Below are 17,265 nucleotides of genomic sequence, written 5' to 3'. Positions count from 1 at the left end.
CTGCATGGCGAATTTTCGTGTCGAACCCGGGTCCCCCCATCCGCTCGGGGCGACCTGGGACGGGTTCGGCGTCAACTTCGCGCTGTTTTCCGCGAATGCCGAGAAGGTCGAGCTCTGCCTGTTCGATCCGAAGGGCAAGCGGGAGCTCGAGCGCATCGCGCTGCCCGAATACACGCACGAGGTCTGGCACGGCTATCTTCCCGACGTACGGCCGGGCCAGCTCTACGGCTACCGGGTCTACGGTCCCTATGATCCGCGCCGGGGCCACCGCTTCAATCCGAACAAGCTCCTGATCGATCCCTATGCCAAGGAGCTCTATGGCGATCTCCGCTGGCACGACGCCCATTTCGGCTACCGGGTGGGTTCGCCGCGCGAGGACCTCTCCTTCGACAAGCGCGATTCGGCATTCGTCATGCCGAAATCCGTCGTCATCGACACGGCGGTCACCTGGGGAGACGATCGGCGGCCCCGTACGCCGTGGTCGAAGACCATCATCTACGAGGCGCACGTGAAGGGGCTGACGGCCCTCCATCCCGAGCTGCCCGACCAGATCCGCGGCACGCTCGCCGGCCTCGCCGACCCGCGCGTGGTCGATCATCTCGTGAAGCTCGGGGTGACGGCGATCGAGCTGATGCCCGTGCAGGCCTTCTTCGACGACCGCTACCTCGTGGCGAAGAAACTCACCAACTACTGGGGCTACAACACCGTCAACTACTTCTCGCTGGCGCCGCGCTACGTCTCGCCGGGCGGCGACCTCCACGAGTTCAAGCTCGCCGTCCGCCGCCTGCATTCGGCCGGCATCGAGGTCATCCTCGACGTGGTCTACAACCACACCGCGGAAGGCAACCATCTCGGCCCGACGCTCTCCTTCCGCGGCATAGACAATGCGAGCTACTACCTGCTGGCGCAGGACCCCCGCTACTATTTCGACACGACCGGCTGCGGCAACACGGTCAATCTCCGCCATCCCCGGGTGCTCCAGATGGTGATGGATTCGCTCCGCTACTGGGTGGAGGAGTGCCACGTCGACGGGTTCCGCTTCGACCTCGCGAGCTCGCTCGGGCGCGAGTACGACAATTTCGAGCCGAACGCGGTCTTCTTCGACGTGGTCCGGCAGGACCCGGTGCTCTCGCGGGTGAAGATGATCGCGGAGCCCTGGGATCTCGGTCCGAACGGATACCAGGTCGGCAACTTCCCCCCGGGCTGGGCGGAGTGGAACGGGCGCTACCGCGACGAGATGCGCAGCTACGCCAAGGGCGACGACGGCCTGCTTCCGGCCTTCTCGCGGGCGCTCCTCGCCTCTTCGGACCTTTTCGAGAAGCGCGGCCGGAAGCCCTGGGCCAGCGTCAACTTCGTCACCGCCCATGACGGCTTCACGCTTCTCGACCTCTATTCCTACAACGAGAAGCACAACGAGGCGAACGAGGAGGGCAACCGCGATGGCCACGACGACAACCGCAGCTGGAACTGCGGGGCGGAAGGCCCGACGGAGGACGAGGCGATTCTCGACCTGCGCGACCGCATGCGGCGCAACCTCCTCGCCATGCTGATCCTGTCGCAGGGCACGCCGATGATCCTGATGGGCGACGAGGTGGGACGGACGCAGTTCGGCAACAACAACGCCTATTGCCAGGACAACGAGATCGCCTGGCTCAAATGGGAGGATATCGGGCCGCGCGACCAGGCCTTCTTCGATTTCGCGCACGGGCTGATCGGCCTGCGCGCCGCCGAACCGCTGCTGCGGCAGAACAGGTACGTCCACGGCCAGGCCATCGACGATAACGGGACGCGCAACGTCGTGTGGCTGAGGCCCGACGGCGAGGAGATGGATGCCGGCGCCTGGTCGGACCCGCTCGCCAAGGTGGTCGGAATGCTCCTCTGCGGCGAGGCCGACCGCCTCCTGCTGCTGTCGAACGCCTATCACGAGCCGATCGGGTTCAAGCTGCCTTCGGCCGCGACCGCGGAGAGCTGGCAGCTCCTCGTCGACACGGCGGAGGGTCTCGTCCGGCCGGAGGCGGATCCGGTCCCGGCGGAGACGGAGATCGAGCTCGGTGGGCGGTGCCTTCTTCTCTTCGGTGCAAAGGCCCCTGGGGCGACATCCGGGCAGGAGCCGAAATGACCCGCTTCCGCTTCGAGACGAGCTGGGGTGCGATTCCGACCGAAGGCGGCGGAGCGCGCTTCCGGATCTGGGCTCCGTCGCATTCCGCGATGACGCTGCGGGCCGAAGGGCGCGGCGATCTCCCGATGCGCCAGGCGGAGGGCGGCTGGTTCGAGCTCGAGACCGATGCCGTGCCGGTCGGGGGCGGCTACCGCTTCGTCCTGCCCGACGGCTTCGCCATTCCCGACCCTGCGGCGCGGGCCCAGATCGGCGACGTCCACGGCCCGAGCCGTCTCGTCGATCCGAAGGCCCATGTCTGGAGGACGGCCGACTGGAAGGGACGTCCCTGGGGCGAGACGGTCTTCTACGAGCTGCATACCGGCACCTTCACCGGGAAGGGTACGTTCGACGGCGTGAACGAGAAGCTCGACTACCTGGCCGAGCTCGGCGTGACCGCGGTCGAGCTGATGCCGGTCGCCCAGTTCGGCGGAAACCGGGGCTGGGGCTATGACGGGGTCCTGCTCTATGCGCCGCACCCCGCCTATGGCGGCCCGGAGCGGCTGAAGGCGCTCGTCGACGCCGCGCACGAGCGCGGGCTCATGATGTTCCTCGACGTCGTCTACAACCATTTCGGTCCGGACGGCAGCTACCTGCATCTCGTCGCGCCGGACTTCTTCCACCCCGAGCGCCAGACGCCCTGGGGCGGCGCCATCGCCTACGAGAAGCCGCCGGTCCGCGACTTCTTCATCGAGAACGCGCTCTACTGGCTGGAGGAGTTCCGCTTCGACGGGCTCCGCCTCGATGCGATCGACCAGATCGACCAGGACACGGAGGAGCCGCTTCTGGAGGAGCTGGCGCTCACCGTGCGGAGCCGCATCACCGATCGCGAGATCCACCTGACGACCGAGGACGACCGCAACATCACCCGGCTCCACGTCCGCGACGAGGCGGGCCGGATCCGGCTCTACGACGGCGAGTGGAACGACGACTTCCACCACGCGGCGCATGTCATGGCGACCCATGAGAGCGAAGGCTATTACGCCGACTACACGCGCGAGCACGCCGCGAAGCTCGCCAAGGCGCTCGCCACCGGCTTCGTGTTCCAGGGCGAGCCGTCCGTCTTCCGGGACAACGAGCCGCGCGGCGAGCCGAGCGCGATCCTGCCGCCGACCGCCTTCGTGAACTTTCTCCAGAACCACGATCAGATCGGCAATCGCGCCTTCAACGAGCGCCTCACCATGCTCGCGCCCGGGCGGATGCTCGAGCTCCTGACGGCGATCCTCCTTCTGAGCCCGCAGATCCCGCTCCTCTTCATGGGGGAGGAATGGGCGGAGACGCGCTCCTTCGGCTTCTTCACGGATTTCCACGGAGAACTCGGCGATGCGGTCCGCGAAGGGCGCCGCAACGAGTTCCGCAAGTGGCCGCAATTCGCGAGCGAGGAGAACCGCGCGCGCATCCCCGATCCGAACGCGGAAACGACCTTCACGTCGTCGCGGATGGACTGGAGCCTGAGGTTCGACACCGCGCATGCCCGGCGGCTCGACCTTGTGAAGCGGCTTCTGAAGCTCAGGCGCGACGAGATCGCGCCGCGGCTCGCCGGCATCGGCGGAAACGCCGGCGCGTGGAAGATGCTCGACGGCGACGCCTTCCTCGTCCGCTGGCTCCTGGGGGACGGTTCGCGCCTGTCGCTCTACGCCAATTTCGAGCAAGAGGTCTGCCCCGTGCCGGACGTTCCCGACGGCCGTCTGATCTTCGACTGGCGGCCGGGGGCCGATCCCGCGCTGCGCGAGGGAAAGCTGCCGCCTCTTTCGGTCGCCTTCTACCTGGAACAGGGCGCGAAAGCCCTGCCCAACGCATGAACCCCGATCTCGACCGGCTTGCCGGTCTCTACGGCATCGAATCCACCTATGTCGGGATAGACGGCAAGCGCCGCGACGTCCGCGACGAGGCGAAGCGTGCGATCCTCCGCGCCATGGGCGTCTGGACGGAGACCGAGCAGGACATCGCGGAGGCGGCCCGCTGCGCCATGCCGATCGATTTCGGCGCGATGGAGGCCCCGGCCGGCATCCGCTGCTTCGTGCCGCCCTGGCTGAAGGACGGCCGGACCTGGGGCGTCACGTGCCAGGTCTACGCCCTCCGCTCCGGGCGCAACTGGGGGATCGGCGATTTCGAGGATCTCGCCCGGCTTGCGGAGATCGCGGCCGCCGAGGGCGCCGATTTCGTGGGCGTCAACCCGCTCCATGCGCTCTTCCTGGCGGACGCCCGGCGCTTCAGCCCGTTCTCGCCGTCGAACCGGCAATTCCTCAATCCGCTCTACATCGCCGTCGACGGCGTCCCGGGCGCCGCGGCGCTCGACCTCGATGCCGCGGAGCTCGACGAGCTGCGGGCGTCCGACCGGGTTCTCTATCCGCTCGTCGCGCTCGCGAAGAAGCGGGCGCTGGAGGCGCTCTTCGAAGCCTTCGGCGACGACGAGGCGAACGTATCCGCCTTCCAGGCCTTCTGTGCCGAGCACGGGCAGCCGCTCTATCTCCATGCCTTGTTCGAGGCGATCTCCGAGCGGATGGTGGCCGACGGGCGCTGGAGCGGCTGGCACGGCTGGCCCGCGGAGTTCCAGGATCACGGCAGCCTCGCGGTGCGGAACTTCGCCGAGGAGCACGAGGACAGGGTCACGTTCCATGCCTGGCTGCAGTTCATCGCCGACCGGCAGCTGGCGGAGGCGCAGCGGCGGGCGATCGCGGCCGGAATGCGGATCGGCCTCTATGTCGACCTGGCGGTCGGCGTCGCATCCGACGGCTCCGCGACGTGGTCGGACCCCGCGCTCACCGTGCCCGATGCCCGGATCGGCGCGCCGCCCGATTTTTTCAATGCCGCCGGCCAGGACTGGGGCATTGCGCCGCTTTCGCCGGCGACCCTGGTGCAGCGGCGCTTCGAGCCCTACCGCACGGCGCTCGACGACGTTCTGCGCCGCGCCGGGGCCGTGCGCATCGACCACGCCATGAGCCTCTACCGGCTCTACTGGATCGCGTCCGGCTTCTCCGCCGCCGACGGCGTCTATGTCCGCTATCCGTTCCAGGACATGCTGCAGAGCCTCGCCGAGATCTCGCAGGCGCGCCACGCGATCGTCATCGGCGAGGACCTCGGGGTCGTCCCGGAAGGGTTCCGCGACGTGATGGCGGCGATGGACATCCATTCGTACCGGGTCTTCTTCTTCGAGCGGAGAGACGATTTCTTCCTGCCCCCGGACGCCTATCCGCATGCGTCGATGGCCTGCATCTCGATCCACGACCTGCCCCCGCTCGCCGGCTGGTGGGCCGGGCACGATCTGGAGACCCGCGCGGCGATCGGGATGAACGCGCCGGAGGACCTTCCCGCGCAGCAGGAGAGCCGGGCGCACGAGCGCAGGCGCATGCTGGGCGCACTCGCGGATGCCGGCCTCCTGCCGGCGGAGGCCGAGGCGATGATGCGGGGCGACGTCGACGCGCCTTGCGCCCTGCCGCCCGAGGTCGCGGTCGCGCTCCACCGGTTCATGGCCCGCACGCCGTCGCGGCTCTTCGCGATCCCCCTCGACGACCTCGTCGGCGCCATCGAGCAGGTCAACATACCCGGCACCACCGACGAGCATCCGAACTGGCAGATGAAGCTCGAAGTGCCGGTCGAGCGCCTCGTCGAGACCGCGCTCTACCGCGCGATCTGCCGCGCGGTTCGCGAGGAGCGCCCGAAACAGGCATGACCCTCCCGACCGCCACCTACCGGCTCCAGTTCCGGAACGGCTTCGACTTCGGGAAGGCGGCCGCGCTCGCGCCCTATTTCGCCCGGCTCGGCGTGTCGCACGTCTACGCTTCCCCGATCTTCCGGGCGGCGCCCGGCTCGACCCACGGCTACGACGTCGCGGATTTCGGCGAGATCGAACCCGCGATCGGCGGCGAACAGGGCTTCCTCGCCTTCGCTGCGGCGCTGAGGAGCGCAGGCATCGGCCTGATCCTCGATTTCGTGCCGAACCACATGGGTGCCTCGCCCTTCAATCCGTGGTGGCGCGACGTCCTGGAATGGGGCCAGGCGAGTCCGTTCGCCGGCCATTTCGACATCGACTGGAGCGCGCCGAAGCTGATCGTTCCGGTGCTCGGGGAAGCCTATGGCCGGGCGCTCGCGGACGGGAAGCTCGGCCTCGATCTCGACGAGGCGGATGGCGGCGTCTCCTTCTCCTATGGCGATCTCCGCCTGCCGATCGCGCCGCCCTCCTATGCGCGCATCCTCGGCAGGCTGGAGGAGGAGTCGTTCCCGGAGCTTGCGCGGCGCTTCGCGATCGCCGACCCGGATACGGCGCCGGAGCTGAAGGCGGAGCTTGCCCGGCTCGTTTCCGACCGGGCGGTTGCCGAGCGGGTCCGGCACGCGATCGATGCCGTCGTCGCCGATCACGCCGCGCTCCATGACCTGCACGAGGACCAGTTCTGGCGCCTCACCTTCTGGCGCGCGGCGCGGGAGACGCTCACCTATCGCCGGTTCTTCGAGATCGCCGACCTCGTCGGCATCAAGGTGGAGCGGCCGAAGGTGTTCGAGGACGTTCATGCCCTGCTGCTCCGGCTCGTCGCCGAGGGGGCGGTCGACGGCATCCGCCTCGACCACATAGACGGCCTGGCCGATCCCAAGACCTATCTCGTCCGGCTGCAGGGCGCGATCGGGTCCGAAGCGCCGTTCTATCTGCTCGTGGAGAAGATCCTCGGGCCGGGGGAGACGCTCCGCGACGACTGGCCGATCGCCGGCACCACCGGCTACGAGTTCATCACCGCGCTCGCCGGGCTCTTCATGGATCCCGCCCGTGCGGCGGAGGCGACGGCGGCGTACGAGCGCTTCATCGGCAGCGCGGTCGACTACGAGGCGATGGTGCTCGACACCAAGCGCCGCATCCTGTCGCGAAACCTTGCCGGCGAGCTCGAATTCCTGAAGCAGCTCGGCTGCACGCTTTCCGCGGGCGATCCGATGACGCGCGACATCGGGGCGGACAGCCTGCGCCGCGCCGTCATGGAGATCGCGGCCGCGCTCCCGGTCTACCGCACCTACGTGAACGTCGAGGGGCCGGCCGCGGAGGATCTCGCGCTCATCGAGAATGCGATGGCGGCGGCCAGGACCGGCCGGGAGGTGGAGGACGAGAGCGCCATCGACTTCGTCGGCCGCATGCTGCGGCTCGATTTCGCCGATCCGGCAAGCCAGGCGACCGCACTGGAATTCGCAACCCGGTTCCAGCAGACGACCGGCCCGGTCATGGCGAAGGCGCTGGAGGATACGCTTTTCTACCGCTTCAACCGGCTCGTCGCGCTGAACGAGGTCGGCGGCGAGCCCGATCGCTTCGGGGCCTCACGCGAAGATTTCCATCAGGCGATGCGGACGCGGCTCGGCGACCAGCCCGGGGGCCTCAGCGCCACCGCGACGCACGACACCAAGCGCGGCGAGGATGCGCGTGCGCGGCTCTACGTGCTCGGCGAGGTTCCGGGCCGCTGGGCGGCGGCCGCGGAGCGCTGGCGCGTCGTGAATTCGGGCCTCAGGACCGAGCTCGACGACGGCACGGCGCCCGAACCCGCCATGGAATGGCTGTTCTATCAGGCCCTCGCAGGCGCCTGGCCGGCGGATCTCGATCCGCGCGACCGCGACGGCCTGGCGGCCCTTGCCGAGCGGCTCGACGCCTACATGACCAAGGTCGTCCGCGAGGCGAAGCTCCGCACGAGCTGGACGACGCCGTCGCCCACCTACGAGGATGCGGTCAGCCGGTTCGTGAAGGGCGCGCTCGCGCCCGACCACTGGTTCGCAGCCGATTTCGCGGCCACCTGCGCGCCGATCTGGACGGCCGGCGCGCTGAACGGCCTTTCGCAGCTCGCGATCAAGCTCTGCGCGCCGGGCGTGCCGGACATCTACCAGGGCACCGAGACCTGGGATCTGAGCCTGGTCGACCCCGACAACCGGCGCCCGGTCGCCTACGACGCGCTGCAGGCGCTCCTGACGGCCGCGGAGGCCCCGGGCGGCGACCCGCTCGCCGACTGGCGCTCCGGCGCACCTAAGCTCCGCCTGATGCGGTCCGGGCTCGCGCTGAGGCGGGAGCGGCCGGACCTCTTCGGCAAGGGGGAATATTTTCCGCTCGATCTTGCCGGCCGCGCGGAGGGCCATGCCCTCGCCTTCGCCCGCCGCCACGGCGAGGACGCGGTGATCGTGGTGGCGAGCCGCCTTGCCACCGCGCTCGTCGGGAGCGCGGATCTGCCGCTCGTCCCTCCGGGGGCCTGGAGCGACGCGGCGGTCGTGCTGCCGGCGGCGCTCGCCGGCCGGACCTGGCGGGACGCGGTGACGGGCGCGGAGCACGGCTCGGCCGGCACGCTCGCGCTCCGCGAGGTGCTCGCCCGCTTTCCCGCGGCGATCCTCGTCGCGCAGCCCCTCAGCTGAGGAGCCTGACGAGCGCCAGCGAGAGCCCGGGAAAGAGGACGAGCACCGAGAGCCTGACGACGTCGGTCGCAAGGAACGGCAGCGCGCCGCGATAGATCCGCGTGATCGGGACGTCGCGGGCGAGGGCGCTCACCACGAAGACGTTGAGGCCGACCGGGGGCGCCGTCAGCCCGATGCCGACCACGACGAGGACGAGGATCCCGAACCAGATCGCGGTCTCCTCGCCGGTGAGGCCGAAATCGAGGGCCGATACGATCGGGAAGAAGACGGGCAATGTGAGCAGGATCATCGCCATCTCGTCCATCACCGCGCCGAGCAGGATGTAGAAGAGGAGAAGCACCGCAAGCACGCCGTAGGCCGGCAGGCCGAGGCCGGCGATCCACTCCGCCGCCGCGGTCGGCAGCTGCGACAGCCCGAGAAAGCCGTTGAAGAACTCGGCCCCGAGCAGGATCAGGAAGATCATGCCCGAGGTGCCGGCCGTCTGGATCAGGCTCTCGCGGATCTCCTTCCAGCCGAGGGTCCGGCGGACGATCCCGACGAGGAGCGTGCCTGCGGCGCCGACGGAGGCACCCTCCGTCGGCGTGAAGATGCCGCCATAGATGCCGCCGACCACGGCGGCGGCGATGAGGAGCACCGGCCAGACCGCGGCGATCGCCTCGAGCTTCGCCTTCGTCCCGACCGGATCGGCGGCGGGGCCGAGCGTCGGATCGCGCGCGACGAGCAGCCTGATGGTGACGAGATAGAAGGCGGCCGCCATGAGGCCGGGGATCATCGCGGCCATGAAGAGCTTGGCGATGTTCTGCTCGGTCGAGATCGCATAGATGACCAGGATCACCGAGGGCGGGATGAGGATGCCGAGCGTGCCGCCGACCGCGCAGGTGCCGGTCGCGAGGCGATCCGCATAGCCGTATTCCTTGAAGGCCGGCAGCGCGGCCCGGCTCATGGTCGCGGTGGTCGCGACCGAGGAGCCGCAGATCGCGCCGAAGAGGGTCGAGGCGACGATCGTCGCCATCGCGATCCCGCCGCGGAAATGGCCGACGAGCATGTTGGCGGCCGAAAAGAGCGCGCGCGACATGCCGGAGCGCTCCGCGAAGGCGCCCATCAGGATGAAGAGCGGGATGACCGAGAGCGTGTAGTTGCTGAAGAGGTAGTAGGGCGTCGTCTTGACGAGATTCATGAGCGCCAGCGGCCCGGCGAGCCAGGCGTAGCCGCCGGCGCCGACGACCAGCATGGCGAGCCCGACCGGCATGCGGATCGCCATCAGCACCAGCATGGCGGCGAAGCCGATCGCCGCGATGGTTGGCCCGCTCACCGGCCGGCGTCCCTGGCGTGGCGGATCGAGACAAGCAGCGAGGCGAGCGCGAGGAAGCCGAGCGCCGCGGCTCCGACCACCATGGCCCAGGCATAGGGAAGCTGCAGCATCGGGGTGGTCATGCCGGAGCGCATCGTGTCGGCGGCGCCGACCGCGAGCCGCCAGGCGAGGAAGGCGGCCACCATCGCGTAGACGAGCGCCCAGAACGCATCGAGGGCCGAGACCGCCCATTTCGGCGCGCGGGTGGTGAAGGCGTCGACGATGATGTTCTCGTTGTGCAGCTGGCACAGCGGCAGGAACAGGAAGGCCGCGATGGCGATCCCCACCTGGACCAGCTCGTAATCGCCGTTGATGGGAGACCTGAACAGCCAGCGCCCGAGGATGCTGGCCGTCACGAGCAGGGAAACCCCGACCAGGAACAGACCGCCGATTGCGGCGGCGGCATAAGCGAGCGCCTCGACGAGGCGCTCGGCCGGCCCGTGGCCGGGGCGCGTCGGGGCCGGATGGCCGACCCCCGTTTCTTGCGTCATGCGGCCTGGTCGTATTTCGCCACGAGCGCGCGCGCCTCGTCGAGGAGCGCCTGGCCGTCGATGCCCTTGTCCTTCATCGCGCCGAGCCAGGCGGTGATCACCGGCTGCGTCGCCTCGACCCACTTGGCCTTCTCGTCTTCCGCGAGCGTGAGGACCTGACCGCCGCTCTTCTCGGCGAGCGCGACGACGCTCTCGTTGAGGTCGTCGAAGGTCTTCCCCGCCTGCTTGGATGCGCTTTGGCCGGAATGGGCGTCGAGAACCTTGCGCAGGTCGTCCGGAAGGCTCTCATATTTCGGCTTGTTCATCGCGACGAGGAAGGCGGTCGTATAGAGCGTCGGCGTGCCGGGGATCTGCGTGTGGAACTTGGTCAGCTCGTGGAGCTTCACCGAAGGCACCACCTCCCACGGCACCACGGCGCCGTCGATCACGCCCTGGGCGAGCGCCTCCGGAACCTGCGGGACCGGCATCGAGACGACTGTCGCGCCGAGCGCCCTCAGCGCCTCCGCGGCAAGCCGGGTCGGGGAGCGGAGCTTGGTCCCGCTCATGTCCGAGAGGCTCTCTATCGCCTTCTTGCAATGGATGACGCCGTGGTCCTGGGCCCAGACGACGACGGGATGCACCTCGCCAAGTTCCTCGGCGAGATTGTTGTCGGCGAATTCCTGGATGGCCGGGGAATTCACGATGCCGCGCTTCGCCGCCACGAAGGGAAGGTCGAAGGTCTCGAGCTTGGGGAAGCGGCCGGGCGTGTAGCCGGGCAGGGTCCAGACCATGTCGACCACGCCGTCGCGCGCCTGGTCGAAGAGCTGCGGGGGCGCGCCGCCGAGCTGCATCGCGGGGAAGAGCTGGATCTCGAGCTGGCCGTCGGAGTCCTTCTTGATCTGCTCCGACCACGGCACCAGGAAGTTCTTGTGCACGTTCGAGACGGGCGGCAGGAAATGGTGCAGCTTCAGCGTCACCTCCGCCGCGCGGGCGCGCGTCGCCTTCAACAAAGCGGGCGCGGCAAGCGCCGCTGCCGTCGTCGTCATGAATCTGCGGCGATCGATCATTGTTTTCCCCCCAGCGGGATCCGTCCGGCCGGCGCGCCGGCATTCCGAGCGCCTTCGCTGCCGCCCGGCCGCCGACTCCAACCCTGTCCCCGTTTAGGCACGAGATGGTTTGAGCTGCAACGTGTTTCGGCGATCGGACCATTCGACACCGAAAATCGGCAATTCGCAATGGCGGTGCCCGCCGCGGCGCGTTTCCGGCCGCCGTGCTGCGTGCTTTACCGGCTTCCGGACCGGGCATAGACTCGCCCGAACCCGGCGGGACCCCCGAACCCGGCGGGACGAGGGGAGGAGAACATGGTCGCTCTTGCGCGCGCGCTGCGCGGCTCTCTGGCCGTCGCGCTGCTCCTTGCGCTCTCCCTCCAGGCTTCCGCCCAGGAACGCCGGTTGCTCGTGACCGAGGGGGCGGACTATTTCGGCTCGGACTACGACGTCCGGAAGGGCGTAGACCTCGAGGCCTGCGAGGCCGCCTGCGTCGGCGACGCCCAGTGCCAGGCCTTCACGTTCAACACCAGGGCCGGCTGGTGCTTCCTCAAGAACGGGGTCGGGGAACTGAGGGCGGTCGCCGGCGCGGTGTCGGGCCGGATAGCCGGGCCGCAGCCTTCCACCGTCGACCGCGCGGCGGTGAGGACGGCCGAACTCCGGTTCCTGCCGCAGCCTTATCTCGACGAAGCCCGCCGCTTCGCCGGCGAGGCGTTCCAGCCGGCCATGGAGGGCTCGCCCGAGGCGATCGCGGCGGATGCCCGGCGCGCCGACGCCGCGGGCGACCACGGGCGCGCCGCGGCGCTCTACCGGACCGCGCTCCGGCTCCGCCCCGAGCGGGTCGATCTCTGGCTCGCCTTCACGCGCGCGGCCGCCGGCGAGACCTCCAGCTTCTACGAGGCGCAGCAGAAGATCCTGAGGGACCGGACCGCCGGTGCGATCAACGCCTATCTCCGTGCCGACGCGGCCGCCGACCGGGCCGGGAGCCTCGTCCTCCTGAGCGATGCGCTCGCCGCCCGCGAGGCCTGGCGGCCGGCGATCGCCGCCCTGCGTGCGAGCCTCGCGATCCGGGCGGATGCGGGGCTCGCGACCCGGCTCGACGAGATGGTCGCCCAGCACGGCTTCCGGATCACCGAGCATCAGGTCGATTCCGATGCCGCGAGCCCGCGGATCTGCGTCCTCTTCTCCGATCCGCTGCCGGCCGGCCGCGCCGACCTCGCCGATTTCGTGCGTGCGGAGGGGCCGGGCAGCCTCTCCGTCGAGGTCGAGAGCCGGCAGATCTGCGTCGACGGCGCCGAGCACGGCGCGCGCTACCGCGTCTCGCTGCGCGCCGGCCTGCCGGCGGCCGACGGCGAGACGCTCGCCCGGACGGTGGATCTCGACATCTATGTCCGCGACCGCGCGCCGTCGGTCCGGTTTCCGGGCACGGCCTACGTGCTTCCCGCCGGCGGCGAGCCCACGATCCCGGTCGTCTCGGTCAACACGGACCGCATCGAGGCGTCGCTCTACCGGGTCGGCGACCGCCAGCTTGCCCGCACCGTCGGCGACGGCAGCTTTCTCCGCCAGCTGTCGAGCTACGAGGGCGAGGAGATCGCGGCGCAGACCGGCGAGGAGGTGTGGAAGGGCAGCGTCGAGGTGAGGCGCGAGCTGAACCGCGAGGAGACCACCGCGATCCCGGTCGGCGCGATGGTGGCCCGGCTCGCCAAGGGCGCCTACGTGCTCGTCGCCCGCGCCGCCGGCGCGCGGGAGGAATGGGGCCCGGAGGCGACGCAATGGTTCATCGTCACCGATCTCGGCATCGCCACCCTCGACGGCAATGACGGCCTGCACGTCTTCGTGCGCTCGCTCGGCTCGGCGGCTTCGGTCGCCGGCGCGAAGCTCCGGCTCGTCGCCCTCAACAACGAGATCCTGGGCGAGGCGGAGACGGATGCCGGCGGCTATGCCCGCTTCGCGCCGGGGCTGACGCGCGGCACCGGCGGCATGTCGCCCGCGCTCGTCGTGGCGGAGACCGGCGCAGGCGACTACAGCGTGCTCGACCTCACGCGCTCCGGCTTCGATCTCACCGACCGCGGCGTGGAGGGGCGGCCGCCGCCCGGGCCGCTCGACGTGTTCCTGTCGACCGACCGCGGCGTCTACCGGCCGGGGGAGACGGTCCACGCGACCGCGCTCGTCCGCGATCCGCGAGCCGAGGCGGTGACCGGCGTGCCTCTCACCCTGATCGTCACCCGTCCCGACGGCAAGGAGAGCGAGCGGCGCCGGCTCTCCGACCAGGGCCTCGGCGGTCTCCTCGCCGAGGTCTCTCTCGCGCCGAACGCCATGCGCGGCACGTGGCGCGCGGCCATCCACGCCGATCCGAAAGGAAAGGCGCTCGCCGAGGAGAGCTTGCTCGTCGAGGATTTCCAGCCGGAGCGCCTGACCTTCGACCTCGCGAGCGACGCCGCGGCGCTCGATCCCGAGGCACCGCCCGCCGTCACCGTCGATGCGCGCTTCCTCTACGGCGCCCCCGCGGGCGGCCTCGACGTCGAGGGCGAGACGCAGGTGAGATCGGCGGATGCGCTCGCCGCCTTCCCGGGCTACCGGTTCGGCCTGGCGAGCGAGCCGTTCGACCAGGTGAGCGAGCCGTTCGCCGGCACCAGCACCGACGAGGACGGCCGCGCGACGCTCGCGCTGAAGATGCCTCCGCTCACGCGGGTGAGCCATCCGCTCGAGGCGATCGTGAACGTCCGGGTGCTCGATCCGGGCGGGCGCCCGGTCGAGCGCTCGCTGACGCTCCCGGTCGCGGGCAGCGAGAGCCGGGCGGGCCTGCGCCCGCTCTTCGAGGATGCGGTCGACGAGAACAGCACCGCCCGGTTCGACGCGATCCTGGTCGGCGCGGACGGAAGCCGGGCCGCCGGCGACCTTTCCTGGTCGCTCTACAAGGTGCGGACCGACTTTCAGTGGTTCCGCAGCGACGGCCGGTGGGACTACGAGACGACGAGGTCGCGCAACCGCGTGGCGAGCGGCACGGTCGCGGCCGGCGCCGAGGAGGCCGGGCGGATTTCGGCCCCCGTCGAATGGGGCGAGTACGAGCTGGAGGTGGCTGCGGCCGGGGAGGCGCTGCCGGCATCGGTCTCCTTCGAGGCCGGCTGGTACGTCGAGCCGAAGGCGCTCGACACGCCGGAAGGGCTGAAGGTCTCGCTCGACAAGCCGTCCTACCGGGTCGGCGAAACCGCCACCATCCATCTCGAATCGCGCTTTCCCGGGGTCGGGCTGCTGATGGTCGCCGACGACCGGCTGATCGCGACGAAGGCCGTCGAGGTCGCGGCCGAAGGTACCGACGTGACGCTTCCCGTCACGCGCGACTGGGGGCCGGGCGCCTATGTGACCGCCTCGCTCTACCGGCCGATGGACATCGCGGCGCGCCGCATGCCGGCGCGCGCGCTCGGCCTTGCCTGGGCGGCGGTCGATCCGGGCGACCGCCTGCTCGACCTCGACCTCTCCGCACCGGCGGTCTCGCGCCCGCGCGGGCCGCTCGACGTCGATCTCGCGATCGGCAATCTCGCGGCCGGCGAGGAGGCCTATGTGACGCTCGCCGCCGTCGATGTGGGCATCCTCAATCTCACGCGCTACGAGACGCCGGCGCCGGACGACTGGTATTTCGGCCAGCGCCAGCTCGGCGTCGCCATCCGCGACCTCTACGACCAGCTCATCGACCGCATGCAGGGCGTGCGCGGCATCGTCCGCTCCGGCGGCGATGCCGGCGGGCTCGCGCTCGCGGGTCCGCCGCCGACGGAAGCGCTGCTTGCCTGGCATTCCGGCATCGTTCGTGCCGGTCCCGACGGCCGCGCCCGCTTCTCCATCCCGATCCCCGACTTCACCGGCACCGTCCGGCTGATGGCGATGGCCTGGACGAAGAGCGGAGTCGGCCATGCCGAGCGCGATGCCGTCCTGCGCGACCCGATCGTCGTCTCCGCGAGCGCGCCCCGGATCCTTGCGCCCGGAGACCGGTCCCGGATCGCGCTCGACCTGCACGCGGTCGAGGACGTGGCGGGAAATGTCCGCCTCGCCGTCGCCTCGGACGGGCCGGCGATCCGCATCGGCGAAGCGGAGGCCGGGCGCGACCTCGCGGTCGAGGCCGGGGCGCGCCGGACGGTCCTGGTCCCCGTCGAGGCCGGCTCTGCCGGCGATGCGGGGATCGCGGTCACGCTCACGCTCCCCGACGGCAGCACGCTCGACAAGCGCCTCACGGTTCCCGTCCGCTATGGCGAGCCGCCGGTCGTGCGCGTGAGCCAGGTCCGGATGCCCGATGGCGGCCGGTTCACGATCGGGGCGGACGCGTTCTCGGGGCTCGTGCCGGAAACGGCATCGCTGTTCCTCTCGGCGAGCGGCGCAGGCCCGCTCAACGTCCCGGCGATCGTGCGCGGGCTCGACCGCTATCCCTATGGCTGCACCGAGCAGCTCGCGAGCCGGGCCCTGCCGCTCCTCTATCTCGATTCGGTGTCGCTCGCCGTCGGGCTCGGGGACGATCCCGATGCGCGCGCCCGCATCGAGAAGGCGGTCGCCGGCATTCTCGGCAATCAGGCCGCCTCCGGCGGGTTCGGGCTGTGGGGGCCGGGCGGCGACGATTTCTGGCTGGACGCCTACGTGACGGACTTCCTGACGCGTGCCAGGGAGGCCGGCTTCGCGGTCCCGGACGCGGCCTTCGACCTCGCGCTCGACAACCTCAGGAACAGGCTCGCCTATGCCCCCGATTTCGAGAGCGGCGGCGAGGACGTGGCCTACGGCCTCTACGTGCTCGCGAAGAACGGCCGCGCCTCGATCGGGGACCTCCGCTATTACGCCGACACCAAGCTCGCGGATTTCGGCACGCCGCTCGCCAAGGCCCAGATCGGCGCGGCGCTCGCGCTCTACGGCGACAGGCTCCGCGCCGACGAGGCGTTCCGCGCGGCGCTCGGGCTGCTCGACCAGACGGGCGATACGGGCGGCTGGCGCTCCGACTACGGCACAGGGCTGCGCGACGGCGCGGCGATCCTGACGCTCGCCTCCGAGACCGGGAGCGATGCGGTCGAGTACCGCCGGCTCGCCGAACGGGTCGGGGCGGAGCGCGCCGCGGCGGCGCATACGAGCACGCAGGAGGATGCCTGGTCGCTGCTCGCGGCCCACGCGCTGATGGAGCGGGCGGAGCCGCTGCGGTTCCTTCTCGACGGCCGGGAGATCGGCGGTCCGCTCTTCCGCAGCATTCCGGCGGAGGCCGCGCTCTCCCGTCCGCCCGAATTGGAGAACCGGTCCGGCCGTCCGGCCGACCTCGCCGTCACCATCCGCGGCGTGCCGTCGGCGCCCGAACCGGCCTCGGGAAACGGCTACGAGATCGCCCGCGCCTATTTCACGCTCGAGGGCGAGCCGGCCGACCCGGCGAGCGTGGCGCAGGGCACTCGGCTGGTGACGATCCTCACCGTAACGACGAGCGAGGCCGGCGGCGGCCGCCTCCTCGTCGAGGATCCGCTTCCCGGCGGGTTCGAGATCGACAACCCGAACCTCCTCGCCGCCGGCCAGGTGCCGGATCTCGCGGCCTTCGACGCGCCGGCCGAGACGAGCCACGTCGAGTTCCGCGCCGACCGCTTCGCCGCCGCGCTCGACAGGAGCCCGGAGGAGCCGACCCGGTTCCAGCTCGCCTACGTGGTCCGCGCCGTGTCGCCGGGCGTCTTCGCCCATCCGGCGGCGCATGTCGAAGACATGTACCGGCCGGAGCTCCGCGCGCGCTCCGACAGCGGGCGCGTCGAAGTGGTCGGCCCGCTCCGCTGAGGGGGCCGCGGCGATGCGCCGACCGTCCCGCCCCGCCCGCGTCCTAGCGGCGGCGCTCGCATGCGCGTCGCTCGTCGCGGTGGCCGCCCCGCT

General features: G+C 70.5%; 8 protein-coding genes. 5 read left to right on the top strand and 3 right to left on the bottom strand.

Going from position 1 to position 17,265, the window contains the following annotated elements; genetic code table 11:
- Positions 1-4: 4 nt before the first annotated feature.
- Genes glgX through treY form a run of 4 tightly spaced genes read left to right on the top strand, consistent with a single transcriptional unit; the run spans position 5 to position 8,524 of the window.
- Positions 5-2,119, top strand: coding sequence for a glycogen debranching protein GlgX (glgX, locus tag E4O86_RS09505; protein ID WP_161140298.1), 2,115 nt, complete (start codon positions 5-7; stop codon positions 2,117-2,119).
- Entirely contained in the window at positions 2,116-3,957 is a 1,842-nt protein-coding gene (gene treZ / locus E4O86_RS09500) for a malto-oligosyltrehalose trehalohydrolase (RefSeq protein ID WP_161140297.1), read from the top strand. The genes glgX and treZ overlap by 4 nt, the downstream gene beginning before the upstream one ends.
- Entirely contained in the window at positions 3,954-5,828 is a 1,875-nt protein-coding gene (malQ, locus tag E4O86_RS09495; RefSeq protein WP_161140296.1) for a 4-alpha-glucanotransferase, read from the top strand. The genes treZ and malQ overlap by 4 nt, the downstream gene beginning before the upstream one ends.
- Positions 5,825-8,524, top strand: a complete 2,700-nt coding sequence (treY, locus tag E4O86_RS09490; RefSeq protein WP_161140295.1) for a malto-oligosyltrehalose synthase — start codon at positions 5,825-5,827, stop codon at positions 8,522-8,524. Before malQ ends, treY begins: the two co-directional genes overlap by 4 nt.
- On the opposite strand, the gene E4O86_RS09485 is transcribed toward treY, so the two are convergent.
- From E4O86_RS09485 to E4O86_RS09475, 3 genes are read right to left on the bottom strand one after another with little or no spacing between them, the layout of a single operon-like run.
- Positions 8,517-9,836, bottom strand: coding sequence for a TRAP transporter large permease (locus E4O86_RS09485; protein ID WP_343039135.1), 1,320 nt, complete (start codon positions 9,834-9,836; stop codon positions 8,517-8,519). The two genes, treY and E4O86_RS09485, sit on opposite strands and share 8 nt — an antisense overlap.
- The gene (locus E4O86_RS09480; protein WP_161140294.1) at positions 9,833-10,366 is read right to left on the bottom strand and encodes a TRAP transporter small permease; all 534 of its coding nucleotides are present in this window, start codon (positions 10,364-10,366) and stop codon (positions 9,833-9,835) included. The genes E4O86_RS09485 and E4O86_RS09480 overlap by 4 nt, the downstream gene beginning before the upstream one ends.
- On the bottom strand, positions 10,363-11,391 hold the full coding sequence (locus E4O86_RS09475; RefSeq protein ID WP_246206319.1) for a TRAP transporter substrate-binding protein: 1,029 nt from the start codon (positions 11,389-11,391) through the stop codon (positions 10,363-10,365). The genes E4O86_RS09480 and E4O86_RS09475 overlap by 4 nt, the downstream gene beginning before the upstream one ends.
- A gap of 315 nt (positions 11,392-11,706) precedes the next feature.
- Here E4O86_RS09475 and E4O86_RS09470 point away from each other — a divergent pair, with 315 nt between their 5' ends.
- Positions 11,707-17,172 (top strand): alpha-2-macroglobulin family protein, encoded by a 5,466-nt coding sequence (locus E4O86_RS09470; protein ID WP_161140292.1) that lies wholly within the window; start codon positions 11,707-11,709, stop codon positions 17,170-17,172.
- Positions 17,173-17,265: the final 93 nt, after the last annotated feature.

It is taken from the genome of Propylenella binzhouense (assembly GCF_009866965.1).
GTDB classification, from domain to species: domain Bacteria; phylum Pseudomonadota; class Alphaproteobacteria; order Rhizobiales; family Afifellaceae; genus Propylenella; species Propylenella binzhouense.
This window is presented reverse-complemented; position numbering and strand designations above follow the sequence as displayed.